Annotated in this window: 15 protein-coding genes; 8 read left to right on the top strand and 7 right to left on the bottom strand. The window is 72.7% G+C overall.

Features of this window, described 5'->3' with window-relative positions; genetic code table 11:
• Positions 1-45: 45 nt before the first annotated feature.
• Positions 46-429 (top strand): VOC family protein, encoded by a 384-nt coding sequence (locus tag Ade02nite_RS17310; RefSeq protein ID WP_203763767.1) that lies wholly within the window; start codon positions 46-48, stop codon positions 427-429.
• A gap of 19 nt (positions 430-448) precedes the next feature.
• Complete coding sequence (locus tag Ade02nite_RS17305; protein ID WP_203763764.1) at positions 449-1,255, top strand: alpha/beta fold hydrolase; 807 nt, start codon at positions 449-451, stop codon at positions 1,253-1,255.
• Positions 1,256-1,476: 221 nt separating this feature from the next.
• Here Ade02nite_RS17305 and Ade02nite_RS17295 read toward each other — a convergent pair whose 3' ends face one another.
• The 7 genes from Ade02nite_RS17295 to Ade02nite_RS17265 all read right to left on the bottom strand — a co-directional run bounded on the left by Ade02nite_RS17295 (position 1,477) and on the right by Ade02nite_RS17265 (position 9,463).
• Complete coding sequence (locus Ade02nite_RS17295) at positions 1,477-2,397, bottom strand: phosphatidylinositol mannoside acyltransferase (RefSeq protein WP_203763761.1); 921 nt, start codon at positions 2,395-2,397, stop codon at positions 1,477-1,479.
• A 459-nt stretch (positions 2,398-2,856) separates the two neighbouring features.
• Positions 2,857-5,580 (bottom strand): TIM barrel protein, encoded by a 2,724-nt coding sequence (locus tag Ade02nite_RS17290; protein ID WP_203763757.1) that lies wholly within the window; start codon positions 5,578-5,580, stop codon positions 2,857-2,859.
• Between the two features lie 58 nt (positions 5,581-5,638).
• The gene (locus tag Ade02nite_RS17285) at positions 5,639-6,214 is read right to left on the bottom strand and encodes a DUF6346 domain-containing protein (protein ID WP_203763755.1); all 576 of its coding nucleotides are present in this window, start codon (positions 6,212-6,214) and stop codon (positions 5,639-5,641) included.
• 13 nt (positions 6,215-6,227) lie between these two features.
• Positions 6,228-7,226: a hypothetical protein gene (locus tag Ade02nite_RS17280; RefSeq protein WP_203763753.1), complete on the bottom strand. Its 999-nt coding sequence runs from the start codon at positions 7,224-7,226 to the stop codon at positions 6,228-6,230.
• Positions 7,226-7,540, bottom strand: a complete 315-nt coding sequence (locus tag Ade02nite_RS17275) for a hypothetical protein (protein WP_203763751.1) — start codon at positions 7,538-7,540, stop codon at positions 7,226-7,228. Before Ade02nite_RS17275 ends, Ade02nite_RS17280 begins: the two co-directional genes overlap by 1 nt.
• Positions 7,537-7,932: a YbaB/EbfC family nucleoid-associated protein gene (locus tag Ade02nite_RS17270; RefSeq protein ID WP_203763749.1), complete on the bottom strand. Its 396-nt coding sequence runs from the start codon at positions 7,930-7,932 to the stop codon at positions 7,537-7,539. The genes Ade02nite_RS17275 and Ade02nite_RS17270 overlap by 4 nt, the downstream gene beginning before the upstream one ends.
• Positions 7,933-8,041: 109 nt before the next feature.
• On the bottom strand, positions 8,042-9,463 hold the full coding sequence (locus Ade02nite_RS17265) for an LVIVD repeat-containing protein (protein WP_203763747.1): 1,422 nt from the start codon (positions 9,461-9,463) through the stop codon (positions 8,042-8,044).
• A 127-nt stretch (positions 9,464-9,590) separates the two neighbouring features.
• Between Ade02nite_RS17265 and Ade02nite_RS17260 the strand changes: the two genes are divergently transcribed.
• From Ade02nite_RS17260 to Ade02nite_RS17235, 6 genes are all read left to right on the top strand, one after another.
• Complete coding sequence (locus Ade02nite_RS17260) at positions 9,591-10,253, top strand: DUF305 domain-containing protein (protein WP_203763745.1); 663 nt, start codon at positions 9,591-9,593, stop codon at positions 10,251-10,253.
• 33 nt (positions 10,254-10,286) lie between these two features.
• Positions 10,287-10,994: a VIT1/CCC1 transporter family protein gene (locus Ade02nite_RS17255; RefSeq protein ID WP_203763743.1), complete on the top strand. Its 708-nt coding sequence runs from the start codon at positions 10,287-10,289 to the stop codon at positions 10,992-10,994.
• Between the two features lie 18 nt (positions 10,995-11,012).
• A complete protein-coding gene (locus Ade02nite_RS17250) occupies positions 11,013-11,642 on the top strand; it encodes a hypothetical protein (RefSeq protein ID WP_203763740.1) in 630 nt (209 codons plus the stop codon).
• A 176-nt stretch (positions 11,643-11,818) separates the two neighbouring features.
• Positions 11,819-12,118, top strand: a complete 300-nt coding sequence (locus tag Ade02nite_RS17245) for a hypothetical protein (protein WP_203763737.1) — start codon at positions 11,819-11,821, stop codon at positions 12,116-12,118.
• Positions 12,119-12,259: 141 nt separating this feature from the next.
• Positions 12,260-12,508 (top strand): hypothetical protein, encoded by a 249-nt coding sequence (locus Ade02nite_RS17240; RefSeq protein ID WP_203763734.1) that lies wholly within the window; start codon positions 12,260-12,262, stop codon positions 12,506-12,508.
• A 135-nt stretch (positions 12,509-12,643) separates the two neighbouring features.
• Positions 12,644-14,083: an FAD-binding oxidoreductase gene (locus Ade02nite_RS17235; RefSeq protein WP_239168826.1), complete on the top strand. Its 1,440-nt coding sequence runs from the start codon at positions 12,644-12,646 to the stop codon at positions 14,081-14,083.
• Positions 14,084-14,233: the final 150 nt, after the last annotated feature.

Here is a 14,233-nt window from a genome sequence, read left to right as displayed (position 1 = left end):
CTCTAGTCACTCACTAGAGGCGCTTATAGCGAAAGGCTCGTCGCGATGCCCGACCTGTCCGGCTACCACCACGTGAAGCTGCCCGTCGCCGACCTGGACCGCAGCCGCGGCTGGTACACGAGCGTGCTCGGCCTGACCGTGGAGATCGAGTTCGAGGAGGACGGCGTCGTCCGGGGCCTCGCGCTCAGCGATCCCGGCCGCACGATCCATCTGGCCCTGCGCCATGACCCCGCACGGGCCGCGGCCCTGGCCGGCTTCGACCCGCTCGCCCTGCGCGTCCCGTCGCGCGAGGGCGTGCAGACCTGGCGCGCTCGGCTCGACGAGCTCGGCCAGCCGCACGGCGGCGTGGTCACCGGCCACAAGGGCGGTTCGGTCCTGGTTGGCCTGCACGACCCCGACGGCCTGGAGATCCGGCTGTACGCCGACTGATCGTCAAGGAGAGACCATCATGGAAGACCTGACCCCCTGGTTCACCGGCGACGCCGAGATCGCCTACACCGATTCCGGCGGCGACGGCGAGCCGCTGCTGCTGATCCACGGCGCCGTGACCGCCGACTGGTTCACCCCGCTCGCCGCCGAGCCGGCGCTGCGCGGTCACCGCGTGATCCGCCTGGTGCGCGCCGGATACACCGGGGCCCCGCCGCCGGCCGGGCTCACCGTCGGGGACCACGCCCGGCACGCCGCGGCGCTGCTGGGGCACCTCGGCGTTGCGTCCGCCCCCGTGTTCGCGCACTCCTCCGGCTGCGTGGTCGCGCTTCAGCTCGCGCTCGACCATCCCGGCCTGGTCCGCACGCTCAGCCTCTGCGAACCCCCGCTGGTGGACGCGCTCGCGGCGCCCGAGGATCGCGAGGCGCTGGGCGCGATGTTCGGCCCGATCATGGGGCTGGCCGCCGCCGGTGACCTGACGGCCGCCTTCGAGGCGTTCATGACCCTGGTCTGCGGGCCGGACCATCGGCGCGTCATGGCGGGCGTCCTGGACGGGGAGGACCCCTACCTCTTCACCGGCGAGATGCCGGCGGTCGGCGCCTGGACCGTCGACCGGGCGGCGCTGGCGGCGCTGCGCCCGCCCACGCGGCTGATCCAGGGCGGGGCGAGCGCCCCGCCGGTGCACCGCCTGGTCGAGCACGTGACCGGCATGATCCCCGGCGCGAGCGTGGTGACCGTCGACGGCGCGAGCCACCTCATGCCGTTCACCCACCCGGCCGAGCTCGCCCGCGCGATCGCCACCTTCCACCCCGTCGCGGCCGAGCGGTGACACCAGGCCGCGGGCGACCTGGAGGTCGGTGATGAGCACGTTGACCCAGCCGCCGCGCAGGGCGGCCTTGATGGCGGTGCTCTTGCGGGTGCCGCCGGCCACGGCGACGCGGCGGGGGATCGCGCAGCGTGTCGGCGCCGGCCGGGTGAGCGTGCGCTGGTGGCAGTATCGCGAGGAGGGCACCTACCCCGGCACGGTGCCGGTCACGGCCCGCGGTGTCGTCACGGTGAAGTGAGGCTCGGTGGCCGGTCGGCCAAAAAATACGGCTGTAACATGTGCCAGTCCTCGGGATGGGCGGCGATGCCCTCCGCGTAGGCGTCGGCGAGCGCTTGCGTCATCCCGGCGATCTTCTCCTGCCGGGTGCCGCCGGGCGGCACCGGGATCTCCGGATGGACTCTGATGCCCATCCGCCCCGGACCCGAATACCAGAGGCTCACCGGATACAGTCCGCAGCCGGTCAGCACCGCGAGCGCCGCCGGTCCGGCGGCGATCCGGGTGGTCTCGCCGAAGAAGTCGACCGGGACCCCCGAGGCGCTGAGGTCGCGGTCCGCGACCAGGCAGACGGTGCGGCCCGCCCGGAGCCGCCGCGCCAGCGTCCCGACGACGGAGGGCCCGCCGTCGTGCGGGAGCACTTCCATCCCGAGCTTGCGCCGGTAGTCCCAGAACCGCTCGGCGACCGCCTCGGGCTTGAGGTTCTCGGCGACGGTGGTGAACTCGATCGCGTGGGTCGCGATGAGCCACGCCCCGGCATGGTCGTAGTTGCCGGTATGGCCGAGCGCCAGCACGGCGCCGCGCTCCGAGCGGATCGCGTCGGCGAGGCGCGCTCGGTCCTCGTCCGCGATGTCGACGCTGTCCACGATGCGGCTCCGGTCCCACCCGTTCAGCCGGAACGCCTCGCAGTAATACCGCAGCGCCGATCGCATGCCTTTGCGCGACATCGCGGCGAGCGCCTCCGGCGTCGTGTCCTTGCCCAGGACCCTGAGCAGGTTCGCCTCCAATCGCAGGACCGGCGCCGCGCGCACCTTCCACAGGCGATCGGCGATGCGGTCGAACAGGCGATAGGCCGTCCTCTCCGGCATGGCCCCGATCAGTGACCAGGCGGCCCGGTAGCCGCACGCGATGACCCAGTGCTTGACCTTCATGCGGTTACTGAATCATCCCCGGCAAATCAGGGCCCGGTGATGCGTCTCCGGTCGCCGGGGATGCGGAACGCCGACGGGCTGTAGTAGCGGTGACGAAGTTCCAGAGCAGCGGGCACTCCTCGGCCATCGTGTTGTGCGATCGGTAGACGTTCTTCGTCAGCTTGACGACCGGGACGCCGTCGTCCTCCCAGGTCCACGTCTGCAAGCGGCGGCGGTATCCGCTCCGGCCGTTCTGGATGACATCGGCCAGGGTGAGGCCGTTGACGCGCAGGCGATAGCGCGCCCAGCCGTCGAGCTGGTTGTCGAGGTCGTCCCAGCGGGTGCCCTCCAGGAAGGCCAGATCGCCCTACCCGTAGATCTGGTACGTGGGGGGCGGCCGTCCAAGGGCTTTCTCTCTCGCCCCGGCCTGGGCGGCCTCCGGTATCAGGGCCGCGGTCGCCGCGAGGGTGGCGCTGCCGGTCAGGAGGGCGCGTCGGTCCAGGGGGCGTCCTTCCGGGGTTCGAGGTGAGCGCGGGTCTTGCTCAGGGCGAGCCGGGCGTGCTCCTTGCCGCCGACCTGGGCGACCAGGGTGGCCCGGGGGATCTCCAGGGCGTACGGGAGGCCCGGCGGGAGGGCGCCCAGGATGCCGGGGATGTCGATGCCGCCCTCGCCGGGGAAGAGGCGTTCGAAGCGGGCGGTGTGGATGAGGCCCTCGTTGGTCGGGGGCACGGCCGGTGGGGCGTCGCAGACGTGGACGAAGTGGAACCAGTCGGCGGGCAGCTGGCGCAGGTCGGCGACGCTGGAGCCGGAGCGGGCGAAATGCAGCAGGTCGACGAGGATGCCGACGTTGGGCTGGGCGGCCGCGCGGAGCACGCGTACGGCAGCTGCCAGGTCGGGGGTCTCGGTCCAGGACGGGAACTCCAGGTCGACCGTGAGGCCGAGCGGGCGGGCCATCTCGCAGAGCTGCGCGAAGCGGTCGGTCTTGCGGGCCCGGTCGGGGTCGGGCAGCTGGGTGATGACGTGGCGGGCGCCCAGCTCGGCGCCGGCCTCCAGGAAGCGCTGCAAGTCGCGGGGGTCGTCGCCGGGGGCGATGCGGGCCAGCTCGATGTCGAGGACCTCGATGCCGGTGGCGGCGAGGCGCACCTTGGTCGTCCGCATCAGCGCGGGATCCGTGGCGAGCGGGTAGTGCGGCTCCTGCGGCGTGACCCTCGTCAGCCGCAGGCCCACGTAGCGGTAGCCGGCCTCGGCGGCCGCGTCGACGAGCTCGGGCGGGGAGAGGCTCAGCGCGGTGAGGTGGGCGAGGGAGAAGTCGTGGCGGTGGTCCGGTTCCTTGCGCTGCCGCAGGGTGAGCAGGCGGCGTTCGCGGTGGGCGGCCATCCGGACGGGCGCGCCGACCGGGCCGCCGTAGCCGTGGTAGTCGCCGACGCGCTGCACCACCGAGAAGAAGACCCGGTGGCCGAGCATCTCGGTGCAGAAGTGCAGGTAGGCGCCGTGCTCGTCGCGGTCGTACAGGATGGAGTGCTCGCGCAGCGCGTCGAGCAGGTCCGGCGGCGGGCCGAGGCGGGCGTCCAGGTCGGCGTAGTAGTTGCCGGGGATGCGCAGCAGCTTGGCACCGGCGGCCCGCATCGCGCGGGCGGCGGCGATCGCGTCGCCGGTGGCGAAGGCGACGTGCTGCGGGTTCGGGATGACCGGTGCCCAGTCGCCTCGTCGCAGCGGCGCGGTGTTCACCACGATCCGCACCCGGTGGCCGGGGCCGGTGGCGGCGCGGCTGAGGATCGGCCCGAACGGCGCGGCTATCTCGGTCGTCTCCCCGGCGTGCAGGCCGAGCACGGCCCGGTAGAACAGCGCCGACTCGTCGAAGTCGTCGACCGCGTCGGTGAGGGTCACGTGGTCGGTGCCGGTGATCGTGCCGCCGGCCGGTGACGCGGTGTCCACCGGCGCGAAGTCCTGGAGCCAGCCGTCGTCGCGTACCAGGAAGATCGATGTGCCGTCGGGGGCCGCGACCGAGGCGAGGTCGGCCTCGCCGGGGCGGCGCAGGCGGGGGAGGACCGGGGCGAGCAGCCGCTCCGCGCGCGCTGTCGACCGGGCCGGGTCGGCGGTCTGCACGGCCAGCGCGCAGACGGTGGCCGTGCCGGGGGCGACGGTGCGCTGCGCGGCGTAGTTGAGCAGCACCCGCGCGGTGCCCTGCTGCCAGAGTTGCACCGGCTTGGAGCGGTGGCGGCCAGTGTTGGCGAAGCCGAGCGCGGTCAGCGCCCGCGACACCTCGGGCCCGGAGATCTCGTCGACCGCCAGCTCGGTGAAGACCATGCCGGTCAGTTCGGGCGGTCTCTCGTACGCCTGGAGCGCCAGCAGCGACCGCATGCCGTTGATGGCGGCGTGCCGCGGATCGGCCTGCCGGTAGACGTCGTTCGACACCTCCAGCGAGAGCGGCCCGTCGTAGCCGGTCTCCTCGACGCGTTTCAGGAACCCGGCGATGTCGTACGCGCCGAGGCCGGGGAACAGGCGGTGATGCCGGCTGCGCTCGGCGACGTCCATGACCCGGCGCGGGGCGTCGGCCAGCTGGACGTGGAAGATCTTGTCGCCGGGGATCACCCGGATGCCGTCCGGCGTCTCGCCGCGGGCGAGCACGTGGAAGCTGTCGAGGCACAGACCGAGCGCGGGATGCCCGGCGCGGCGGACGATGCGCCAGGCGTGCGCGTACGTGCCGACGAAGCGCCCCCAGGCCGGCGCCTCGTAGGCGAGGCGCAGCCCGTGGCCGGCGGCCATCGTCGCCAGCTCGTGCAGCTGCTCGGCGGCGAGGTCGTCGTCGTCGACCGCGTCGGCGGACATCGACGAGCAAACCACGACGGTTCGTACGCCGATCTCGGCGAGCGTGGTGAAGGTGCGCTCCGCCCGGCGCAGGTTGGCCCGCAGGACGGACGGCGGCACCGCCTCGAAGTCGGGGAACGGCTGGTACGCGTCGACGGTGAGCCCGCGCCGCGCGCACTCCTCGCGGATCCGGCGCGGCTCCCACGACGAGGCGACGAGGTCACTCGCGGTGAGCTCGACGCCGGAGAACCGGGCCGCCGCGGCCGCCGCGAGCTTGTCCTCCAGCGTCCCGGAGAGGCAGCACGTGGCGATCGTCCACTGCCCGCCCCCTCTTGGGGACGAACGGACTGGATAGTTCATTGAGGAGCGACGGGCCGGCTCATCGAGCGTCGTCATGGCGTGACCCTAGCGCCCGGTCCGTCTCGTGGTCCAGGGATACCGCACAGCGGATCGGCTAGCGCTTCCGGCGCAGGGCCTCCCGCACGGTCAGGACCAGGACCAGGGTGGGCACGAAGGCGAGGAAGCCGACGGCGTAGCCGATCCAGGCCAGCCACGGCCGGTACGCGGCGTCCTCGCGGACGAGCTCGCGGGTGGTCCGGTACGTGCCGAGGTCGCCGACGCGCACCGGGGAGCCGATGTCGCCGGACGTGAAGACCGCGTCGACGGTGGCCCGGTCGGTGTCGCCGCCGTCCCAGGTGATCGTCGCGGCGCAGCTCTCCCAGTAGCCGAAGCCCTTGTTCGTGATCGGGCCGTGCCGCACGCACGACGTCACGTCGGCCCGGCCGTAGCGCTCGGCGTCGCCGAAGTCGTCGCCGGCGAGCCGGGTGAGCGTCACGGCCAGGCCGAACAGCCCGGCGGCCGCGACGATCAGCACGATCACGAACACCGTCGAGCGGAGCGCGCCTCCCTTGCGGCGGTCGACGACCGCGCTGCCGAGGTCGTCGGCCGGCGCCGGCTCCGCGTCCGCCGCGGCCTCCCGCGCGCGGATCTCCTCGAGGCGCTTGGCGATCCGGTCGTCCGGCGGTTGCATGTGGGTGCTCCTGTCAGAGCGGGAGATCGATGGGGCCCGGAGCCGGGTTCTCCCCGGTCATGGTGCTCCCCGTGGCCCCCGTGTTCTGGGACGTGTTGGTCTGGCTCGCGCTGCGGGCGGTCTCGACGACCACCTTGTCCACCGGTCCGTAGACCGACACGTGACCCTGGCCGAGCAGATCGTACGCGCTCCGGAAGCCCGGCCAGCCGGGGCTGGAGGTGCCCGCCGCCTCGAGCCGGAAGGCCTCCAGCCGCAGCACGTTGCGGTTGGCCTGGCCGATCTGCTCGACGATGCCGGACATCTGCCGGGTCAGGACGCCCATCTCCTTGATCGCGGTGAACAGCCGCTTGAGGACGTTGAGGATCTTGGCGCTGGCCTCGCTGACCAGGATCGCCACCTCGGCCGCGACCTTGGGGATGAGCACCACGGTGGCCGCCTGGATCGCCTTGGAGATGCACGCGCCGACCACCTCGGCGATGATGTCGCGCAGCGTGTTGCGGATGACGCCGACCATCGCGCCGACGATCGTCGTCGCCTTGCTCATGCCGTCCGCGATCTTGCCGAGCGCCTGGACCGACTCGGCGTGCTCGCGGGCGAGCCGGCGATATGCCTCGGCCGACTGGGCCGCCCACGCCGCCGTGCTCTCGTTGACCTGATCGACGAAGAAGTCGACGGCGTCGTACAGGCGCTGCTCGATGTTGTACCAGCTCTTGGCGTGCCCCTCGATCGCCTTGGGGTCGCCCATCAGCTTGTCGAGCGGCTCCCGCAGGAAGCTGACGTGCTCCATCAGCCACCCCACGCCGGCCGCGAAGACGGCCTGGAGCGGATCCATCACCGCGCCGATCAGCGACAGGCCGGTGGCCACCGCGTTGCCGCCGGCGCCCAGCCAGTCGCCGTGGGCGATACCGTCGACCACACCGGACGCCGACTCGACGATGCCGGCGCCCTCGTAGCCCTTGGTCTCGCTCTCCGCCGCGATCACGCTCGCCCGGGAGGCGGTCTCGCCACCCATCACTTGCCGCCGCTGCGGAAGCGCTCGGCCGCGGCCTGGTCGGTGGTGTCCGCGTCGTCGGCCACCGCCCGCAGCAGCTCGGCCAGGTGGGTGGTCGCGTCGGCGCCGCCGCGGATCTCGCTCAGCGCCCAGTCCTGGGCCGGGTTGATCAGGGGCACGAAGAGTCTGCCCGGCCATTCGCCGTACACCTCGTCGTGCAGGTCGAGATGGGCCGCGCCGGCGGCGGCCTCGCCCACCATGGCACCGGCCTCGTCCACCATGCGCGCGTGGGCGCGCAGGGCCGCCGCGTCGAGCTTGATGTCGGGCTGCGTCATCGCCGGTCACGCTCCTCGTCCTGGTCGTCGTCGGCCGGCTCCGGGAACTGGGCCGCGTAGGTGCCGCCGATGAACGTGGCGGTCGCCGAGTCGGACCCGTACATGCCGCCGACCAGCTCGGCCACCCGCCGGGCCAGCACCGCCTGGGCCTGCCGGCTCGTGGCCATGATGACCCCCGCGAGCTCGGCCGCGGGCAGGCGCATCGCGCGGTCGCTGAGCCGCAGGTCGGCCAGCCCACCCGAATGGTCGACCGTCACCGTCGCGTCACCGCCCGGCGACTCGGCGAAGCCGGTCACCCGCTGCAGGCGCTCACTCAGCTCGGTCGTCAAGCTCGTCTGCTGCTCGATGCGCTGCGCCCAGCCCTCGACAGCGTCCTCAGGATCTAGCGGCAATGTCGTCCCCCCGGTTCGGCCGACGAGTCTAAGGCACCACGGCCACCGGGCGCTGCCTGCGCACAAGGAGGCCGGGCCCCGCACGAGGCGGGACCCGGCCGGGAGTGTGTCACCAGCGGAAGTAGTTGTCCTGGGTCTGCGCGTTGAACTCGTCGGTGCGGAACAGCTTGGCGATGTTGGTCCTCGGGTCCCGCAGGTCGAGGACGTCGATGCCCTTCGCGATGTCGTTCGAGTAGATGTAGCCGTTGTACCAGTACGCGGACCACGAACCGCCGCCGATCTCCTCGGTCAGCGAGATCGGGCCGCGCTCCCAGTACGCGATCTCCTTGGGCCGGCGCGAGTCGGTGAAGTCCCAGACGGAGATGCCGCCCTGGTACCACGCCTGGACCATGATGTCGCGACCCGGGACCGGGATCAGCGAGCCGTTGTGGGCCACGCAGTTCTCGGTGTCGGCGTTGGTGCGGGGGATCTTGAAGTAGCTGCGGAACACCAGCTTGCGCTTGCCGACGATGTCGTAGACCGCGTCCGCGCCGAGCTTGGGGCCGAAGCGCTCGTTGCAGGTGGCGAGGCCGCCGCCGCCGAGCTCGTCGGTGAAGACGACCTTGGTGCCGGCGTTGTTGAACGTGGCCGAGTGCCAGAACGAGAAGTTCACCGTGTCGCGGACCGTGGTGATCACCTTGGGCGCGGTGCGCTTCGAGATGTCGAACAGCACGCCGTCACCCATGCAGGCGCCGGCCGCGATGTCCTTCTCGGCGTAGACGGTGATGTCGTGACAGCCCGTCGTGGCGCTCTTCTCCTCGCCGTCACCCCCGTAGCCGCCGTCCGGGAAGACGACCGGCGTGGCGACGACCTTGGCGGCCTGCGGGTTGCGCTTGGGCACCTGGATGATGGAGATCTTGTCGTGCGGCAGGGCGCAGTTGGGCAGGTCCACCGTCGACAGGTTGTACGACGAGATGTAGAGGTAGACGTTCGGGTCGCCGCGCTTGCCCGGCACCAGCGTCTGGGTGTGCGAGCCGCAGTCGGTCTTGACCGACTTGAGGTACTGCGGGTTGAGCGGGTCGCGGATGTCGAAGATCTTGATGCCCTCCCAGCGGGCGCCCGGCTTCTCCGTGGTGGAGCCGGAGCTGGTGCAGGAGTCGTCGGTGCGCTGCGAGTCCGTGCCGAGGAACAGCAGGTTGCCGCTGACCGAGACGTCGTTCTGCGAGCCGGGGCAGACCACCTGGGTCGCCTCGTACGGCGCCTTGGGGTTGCTGATGTCGTAGACGGTGAAACCGTTGTAGTTGCCGCTGAACGCGTATTTGCCCTGGAAAGCCCAGTCGGAGTTGGTCGAGTTGGCGAACGGGCCGATCTTGTCACGGTGCGCGACCTGCTTCAGGTTCGGGCTGCTGACGATCTCGTCGACGCCCGGGATGGTGTTGCCCTCTGCGGCCTGCGCGGCGCCGCTCACGGGTGCCGTGAGCAGAGCAGCCGCGATCGCCACCGCGCCGATCGCGGCCAGGCGCCTGAGCCTGCGCCCTCGTGGGTGCGTCATGGAGCTCCTTCCGGATGACGGCCCGGCAGGGCAGGATGGTGTCCCACGGACCGTATTCAACTCTGTCGCTACAGTAATTGCCGGGGCGCGCCTCGGGAACATCTTTTCGAATCGATGAAGGGTTGTGATGAGCCGTTCACGGGTGTCGATGCTGCTGGCGCTGCTCGTGCTGGTCGCGGTGGTGGTGAGCGCCGTGGTCGCGGCCCGGTCGGGCCCGGGCGGGTCGGCCGCCGCGCCCCGCGCCGACGAGAGCGCCGCGCCGCCGGTGCGGGTCGTGGTGCCGGGGCTGCCCGGCGAGTCGTCCACTGTGACCGATTCGCGCCAGGTGCGGGCGCCGGACGGCTCGACGTACAACGCGGCGGACGTCGCCTTCGTCCAGATGATGATCGTGCACCACGGCCAGGCGGTCGAGATGGCCGCGCTCGTGCCCGGCCGCGGCCAGAACAGCCAGCTCCTCGCCCTGGCCCGGCGCATGCAGGCGGTGCAGGAGCCCGAGATCGGCTGGCTGCGCACCTGGCTCAGCCAGCGCAAGCTGCCCGACAGCGACCCGTCGCACGATCACAGCACGATGCCCGGCATGCAGTCCGGCGCGGACATGCAGGCGCTCGCCGCGGCGAAGGGGCCCGAGTTCGATCGGCGCTTCATCGCGATGATGACCGACCACCACCGCGGCGCGATGCGGATGGCCGGCGAGGTGCTCAAGAGCGGCGAGGACGAGCGCCTCCGCGAGACCGCCGGCGAGATGGCCGTCGAACAGGGCAGCGAGATCCGGCGCATGCAGGACCTTTAGACGTACGGCCGCCGGCCCGGCAAGATCGGTCGGGTGAGCACACACGCGGGGGAGCCGCACGACGCCGCCCTGTCTGGCCGGCTCAACCGGCTGCGCGCCGGCGTGCTGGGCGCGAACGACGGCATCGTGTCGACGGCCGGCCTGGTCGTCGGCGTGGCGGGCGCGACCACGGCGACCGGCCCGATCCTCACGGCGGGGATGGCGGGCCTGGCCGCCGGCGCGGTCTCGATGGCGCTGGGCGAATACGTCTCGGTGAGCAGCCAGCGCGACTCCGAGCGCGCGCTGCTCGACAAGGAGCGCGGCGAGCTGGCCGACTTCCCCGAGCAGGAGCTCGACGAGCTGGCCGCCCTCTACGAGGCCAAGGGGCTCAGCGCCGCGACCGCCCGGCAGGTGGCCGTCGAGCTGACCGAGAAGGACGCCTTCGCCGCGCACGCCGACGCCGAGCTGCACCTCGACCCGGACGAGCTGACCAACCCGTGGCAGGCGGCCGGGGCCTCCGCGGTCGCGTTCACGGCGGGCTCGCTGCTGCCACTGGCGGCGATCCTGATCCCGCCGCCTGCCGCGCGGGTGCCGGTGGCGTTCGCGGTGGTGGTGGCCGCGCTCGCGCTCACCGGCTATCTGAGCGCCCGGCTCGGCGGCGCCCGCCCCGGCCGGGCGATGCTGCGGCTCGTGCTCGGCGGCGCGCTGGCGATGGTCGTGACATACGGCATCGGTGCGCTTGTCGGCACCGCGGTCGGCTGAAACGGGCACAATGGCGGTGTGACGCTGAGTTACTGCCCCGACGTGAGCGCCGCCGACTGGATCGTCGCGAGCGACCGGGACTGGCCCGAGCTGGTCACCTTCGGCCCCGGCGGGTTCGAGGCGTACGCGCGGCTGCGATTCATCCCCGACCCGCCGCATGCGGGCATGGCCGAGGCCGATTACGACCGGCCCGACGACGACCTGTCCGACGCGCGGCAGGTCGGGGTGGCGCTGGAGATCCTGGCGCGGCACACGGCCACGCCCGGCGACTGCTACTTCGGGCTCTGGGAGGGGTGGGCCTCCGACCTGCACGGCTCGCCGCCCGGGATCGCGCCCGCTTTTCCGCCGGCTGTGCTCGACGGGCCGCGGGTGCGTTTGCCAGAACGACCGTTCTATCTCTTTCGCGGCCCGCTGTCGGACTACGGCGACTACGGCGCGGCCGACCTGTGGCCGGGCCAGCCGCGTGGCGAGATGCCGCCGCCCTCGCTCACCTGGCCGGCCGATCACGCCTGGTGCGTCGCCGCCGACGTCGACCCGCACTGGGCCGGCATCGGGGCCACGGCCGCGGCCGTCGCGGACCTGATCGCGGACCGGCGCCTCGACGTCGTCCCGGCCGATCCGGCGAGGCCGCAGCCGTACTACTCCTGACGCTCCTTCGCTCGCCCGGCGTGGCGCCTCGCGGGCCTCGCGCGGCCCGGGAGTCACGCCGCGTGAGGATGAATGAACGCGCCGATGGGTTAGCCGATCGCGGAAGCGGGGCACGAATCGCCCGAACAGCCGCGGTTCCTCCCCGGGCCGCGGCCGGCTCGAGACCGAGGAGTGCCATGAGCACCGACCTTCCCCGCACCAGTGCCGACCTCGCCGACACCGATCTCGTCGACGCCGGTTCGTCCGGCGCGGACACGTCGATCACGCCGGAGACGACCCGGCCCCGCCTGCGCCAGGTCCTCACCGCGGCTCCCGCCAAGGTGCGCCAGGCCGGCGGCGCCGTCCGCCGCAAGCCGGCGCCGACCGCGGGCGCCCTGGCCCTCGCCGGCGGCGTGATCGCGGTGCTGCTCCTGCGCCGGCGCGCGGCCCGCGCCAAGGCGACCCGCAGGTGGGTGCCGGCCCGCTTCCAGCGCTGACCCTCCGGCGGCGGGTGAGCCGGCCCGGCTCATCCGCCGCCGGGGTGTACTCGCGCTGACTCTCTCGCGCGGGTCTGACCCCGTCGATCGCCGTGATGATGGCCGGCCCGGTTCGCGCAGGGCTTCGCGGGTGGCTGGGCCATGGTGATCGGCCGGGCGGTGATCGTCGACCGCGGGACCGGCGCCCAGCTGGTCCGCGTCCTCAACGTGGTCGCGGGCGTCGGCCTCGTCGCCCCGATCGCCGGGCTCGGCGGTGCGGACACGGCCACCCCGACGGCCCTGCTCGTGACCGCCGGAGCCGCCCTGTCGACGGTCGGCCTGCTCGTGCCGGCCCGCCCGGCCCTCCGTCCGGCATGGGTGGGGGAAAGTCCACCGCCGAGGTATGCCTAGCCATATGGTGCCGCCCAGCGCCAACTCCCTAGGGTCGGACACACCACATGGGGGAGGGCGACGATGGGCATTTACAGTCGGCGAAAAGTTCTCCGCGGCGCCGCCGTGACGGCGGGTGCGCTGGCGGTGCCACCGATGGCAACGAGCGCGACGGCGGCCCCGGCAACCGTGAGCGCCATCGGGCCCGGCGATCCGCGATACGCGTTCCTGGCGGGTCGCGGTTACAACGAGCGGTTCACCGGCTCGCCCGGCCACTTCCGCCTCGCCGGCTCGACGGACGACGTGGTGCGTGCCGTCGGCGACGCGGTGCGTGCCGGCCGGCGGGTCGCGGTGCGCAGCGGCGGGCACTGCTTCGAGGACTTCGTCGACGATCCGGCCGTGCGGGTGGTCATCGACCTGAGTGCCATGACCGATGTCGCCTACGATCCGGCGCGCCGGGCGTTCGTGGTGGAGGCCGGCGCGACCCTCGGCGAGGCGTACCGGCGGCTCTTCCTGCACTGGGGCGTGACGATCCCCGCGGGGTGGTGTCCCGAGGTGGGCGTCGGCGGCCACGTCGCCGCGGGTGGATACGGCCCGCTGTGCCGGCGTGACGGCCTGGCGGTCGATCATCTGTACGCGGTGGAGGTGGTGGTCGTCGACCGCGCCGGCAAGGCCCGCGCCGTGGTCGCCACTCGCGAGCCGGCGGATCCCCATCGCGATCTGTGGTGGGCGCACACCGGCGGCGGGGGAGGATCGTTCGGCGTGGTGACCCGGTACTGGTTCCGGGACCTGCCGCGGCCACCCGCCGACGTGCTGTCGTTCACGCTGGAGTGGGCGTGGCCAGGGCTGGACGAGCCGGCCTTCGCGCGGCTCGTCGGCAACCACGGCCGCTGGTTCGAGCGGCACGGCGACCGACATCCCGGCCTCTACACCGAGTTGCTGCTGTTCCGCCGCGGCCAGGGCGCGATCACCATGATCGGGCAGGCCTTCGGCGGCGACGCCGAGCGGGTGCTCGACGAGCACGTCGCCGCGCTGGGCGACGGCGTGGGCGGCCCCACCACGCGCACCCAGCAGCGGCAGCCCTGGCTCGCGGCCGCGCTCGAGGGCCCCGACGACACGTCCGGGTGGCGGCTCAAGGTGAAGTCGGGATACCTGCGCCGGCCGCTCACCGACCGGCAGATCGCCACCGCGTACCGCCATCTGACGAACGACCGCGACATCCTCGGCGGCGCGCTGAGCCTCAACTCCTACGGCGGCCGGGTCAACGCGGTGGCGCCGGAGGCCACTGCCACGGCGCATCGCGACGCCATCCTCAAGCTCTTCTACCTGGCGGCGTGGGCCGAGCCCGCGGACGACGCCCACCACCTGCAGTGGATCCGCGAGTTCTACCGCGACATGTACGCCGACACCGGGGGTGTGCCGGTCGGCGACGGCGCCTACATCGGCTATCCGGACACCGACCTCGCCGATCCGCGCTGGAACCGATCGGGCCTACCGTGGCCCACCCTCTACTTCGGCGGCAACGCGCCGCGGCTGCGCGAGGTCAAACGGCGGTGGGACCCGCGCAACGTCTTCCACCACGCGCTCACCCCGTGAGGCCACGGTGAAAGAAGCGCACACGGTCACGCACGCCGACCATGCCTTCCAGCCGGGCGACGTCACCGGTGGCAGCCGCCGCCGCAGCCGTCCAGTCAGCGGAATCTGCCTGTCAGCCCGACCGTGAAGACGCCCGCGCAGGCCTTCACC

This window comes from Paractinoplanes deccanensis (assembly GCF_016862115.1).
GTDB lineage: Bacteria > Actinomycetota > Actinomycetes > Mycobacteriales > Micromonosporaceae > Actinoplanes > Actinoplanes deccanensis.
This window is presented reverse-complemented; position numbering and strand designations above follow the sequence as displayed.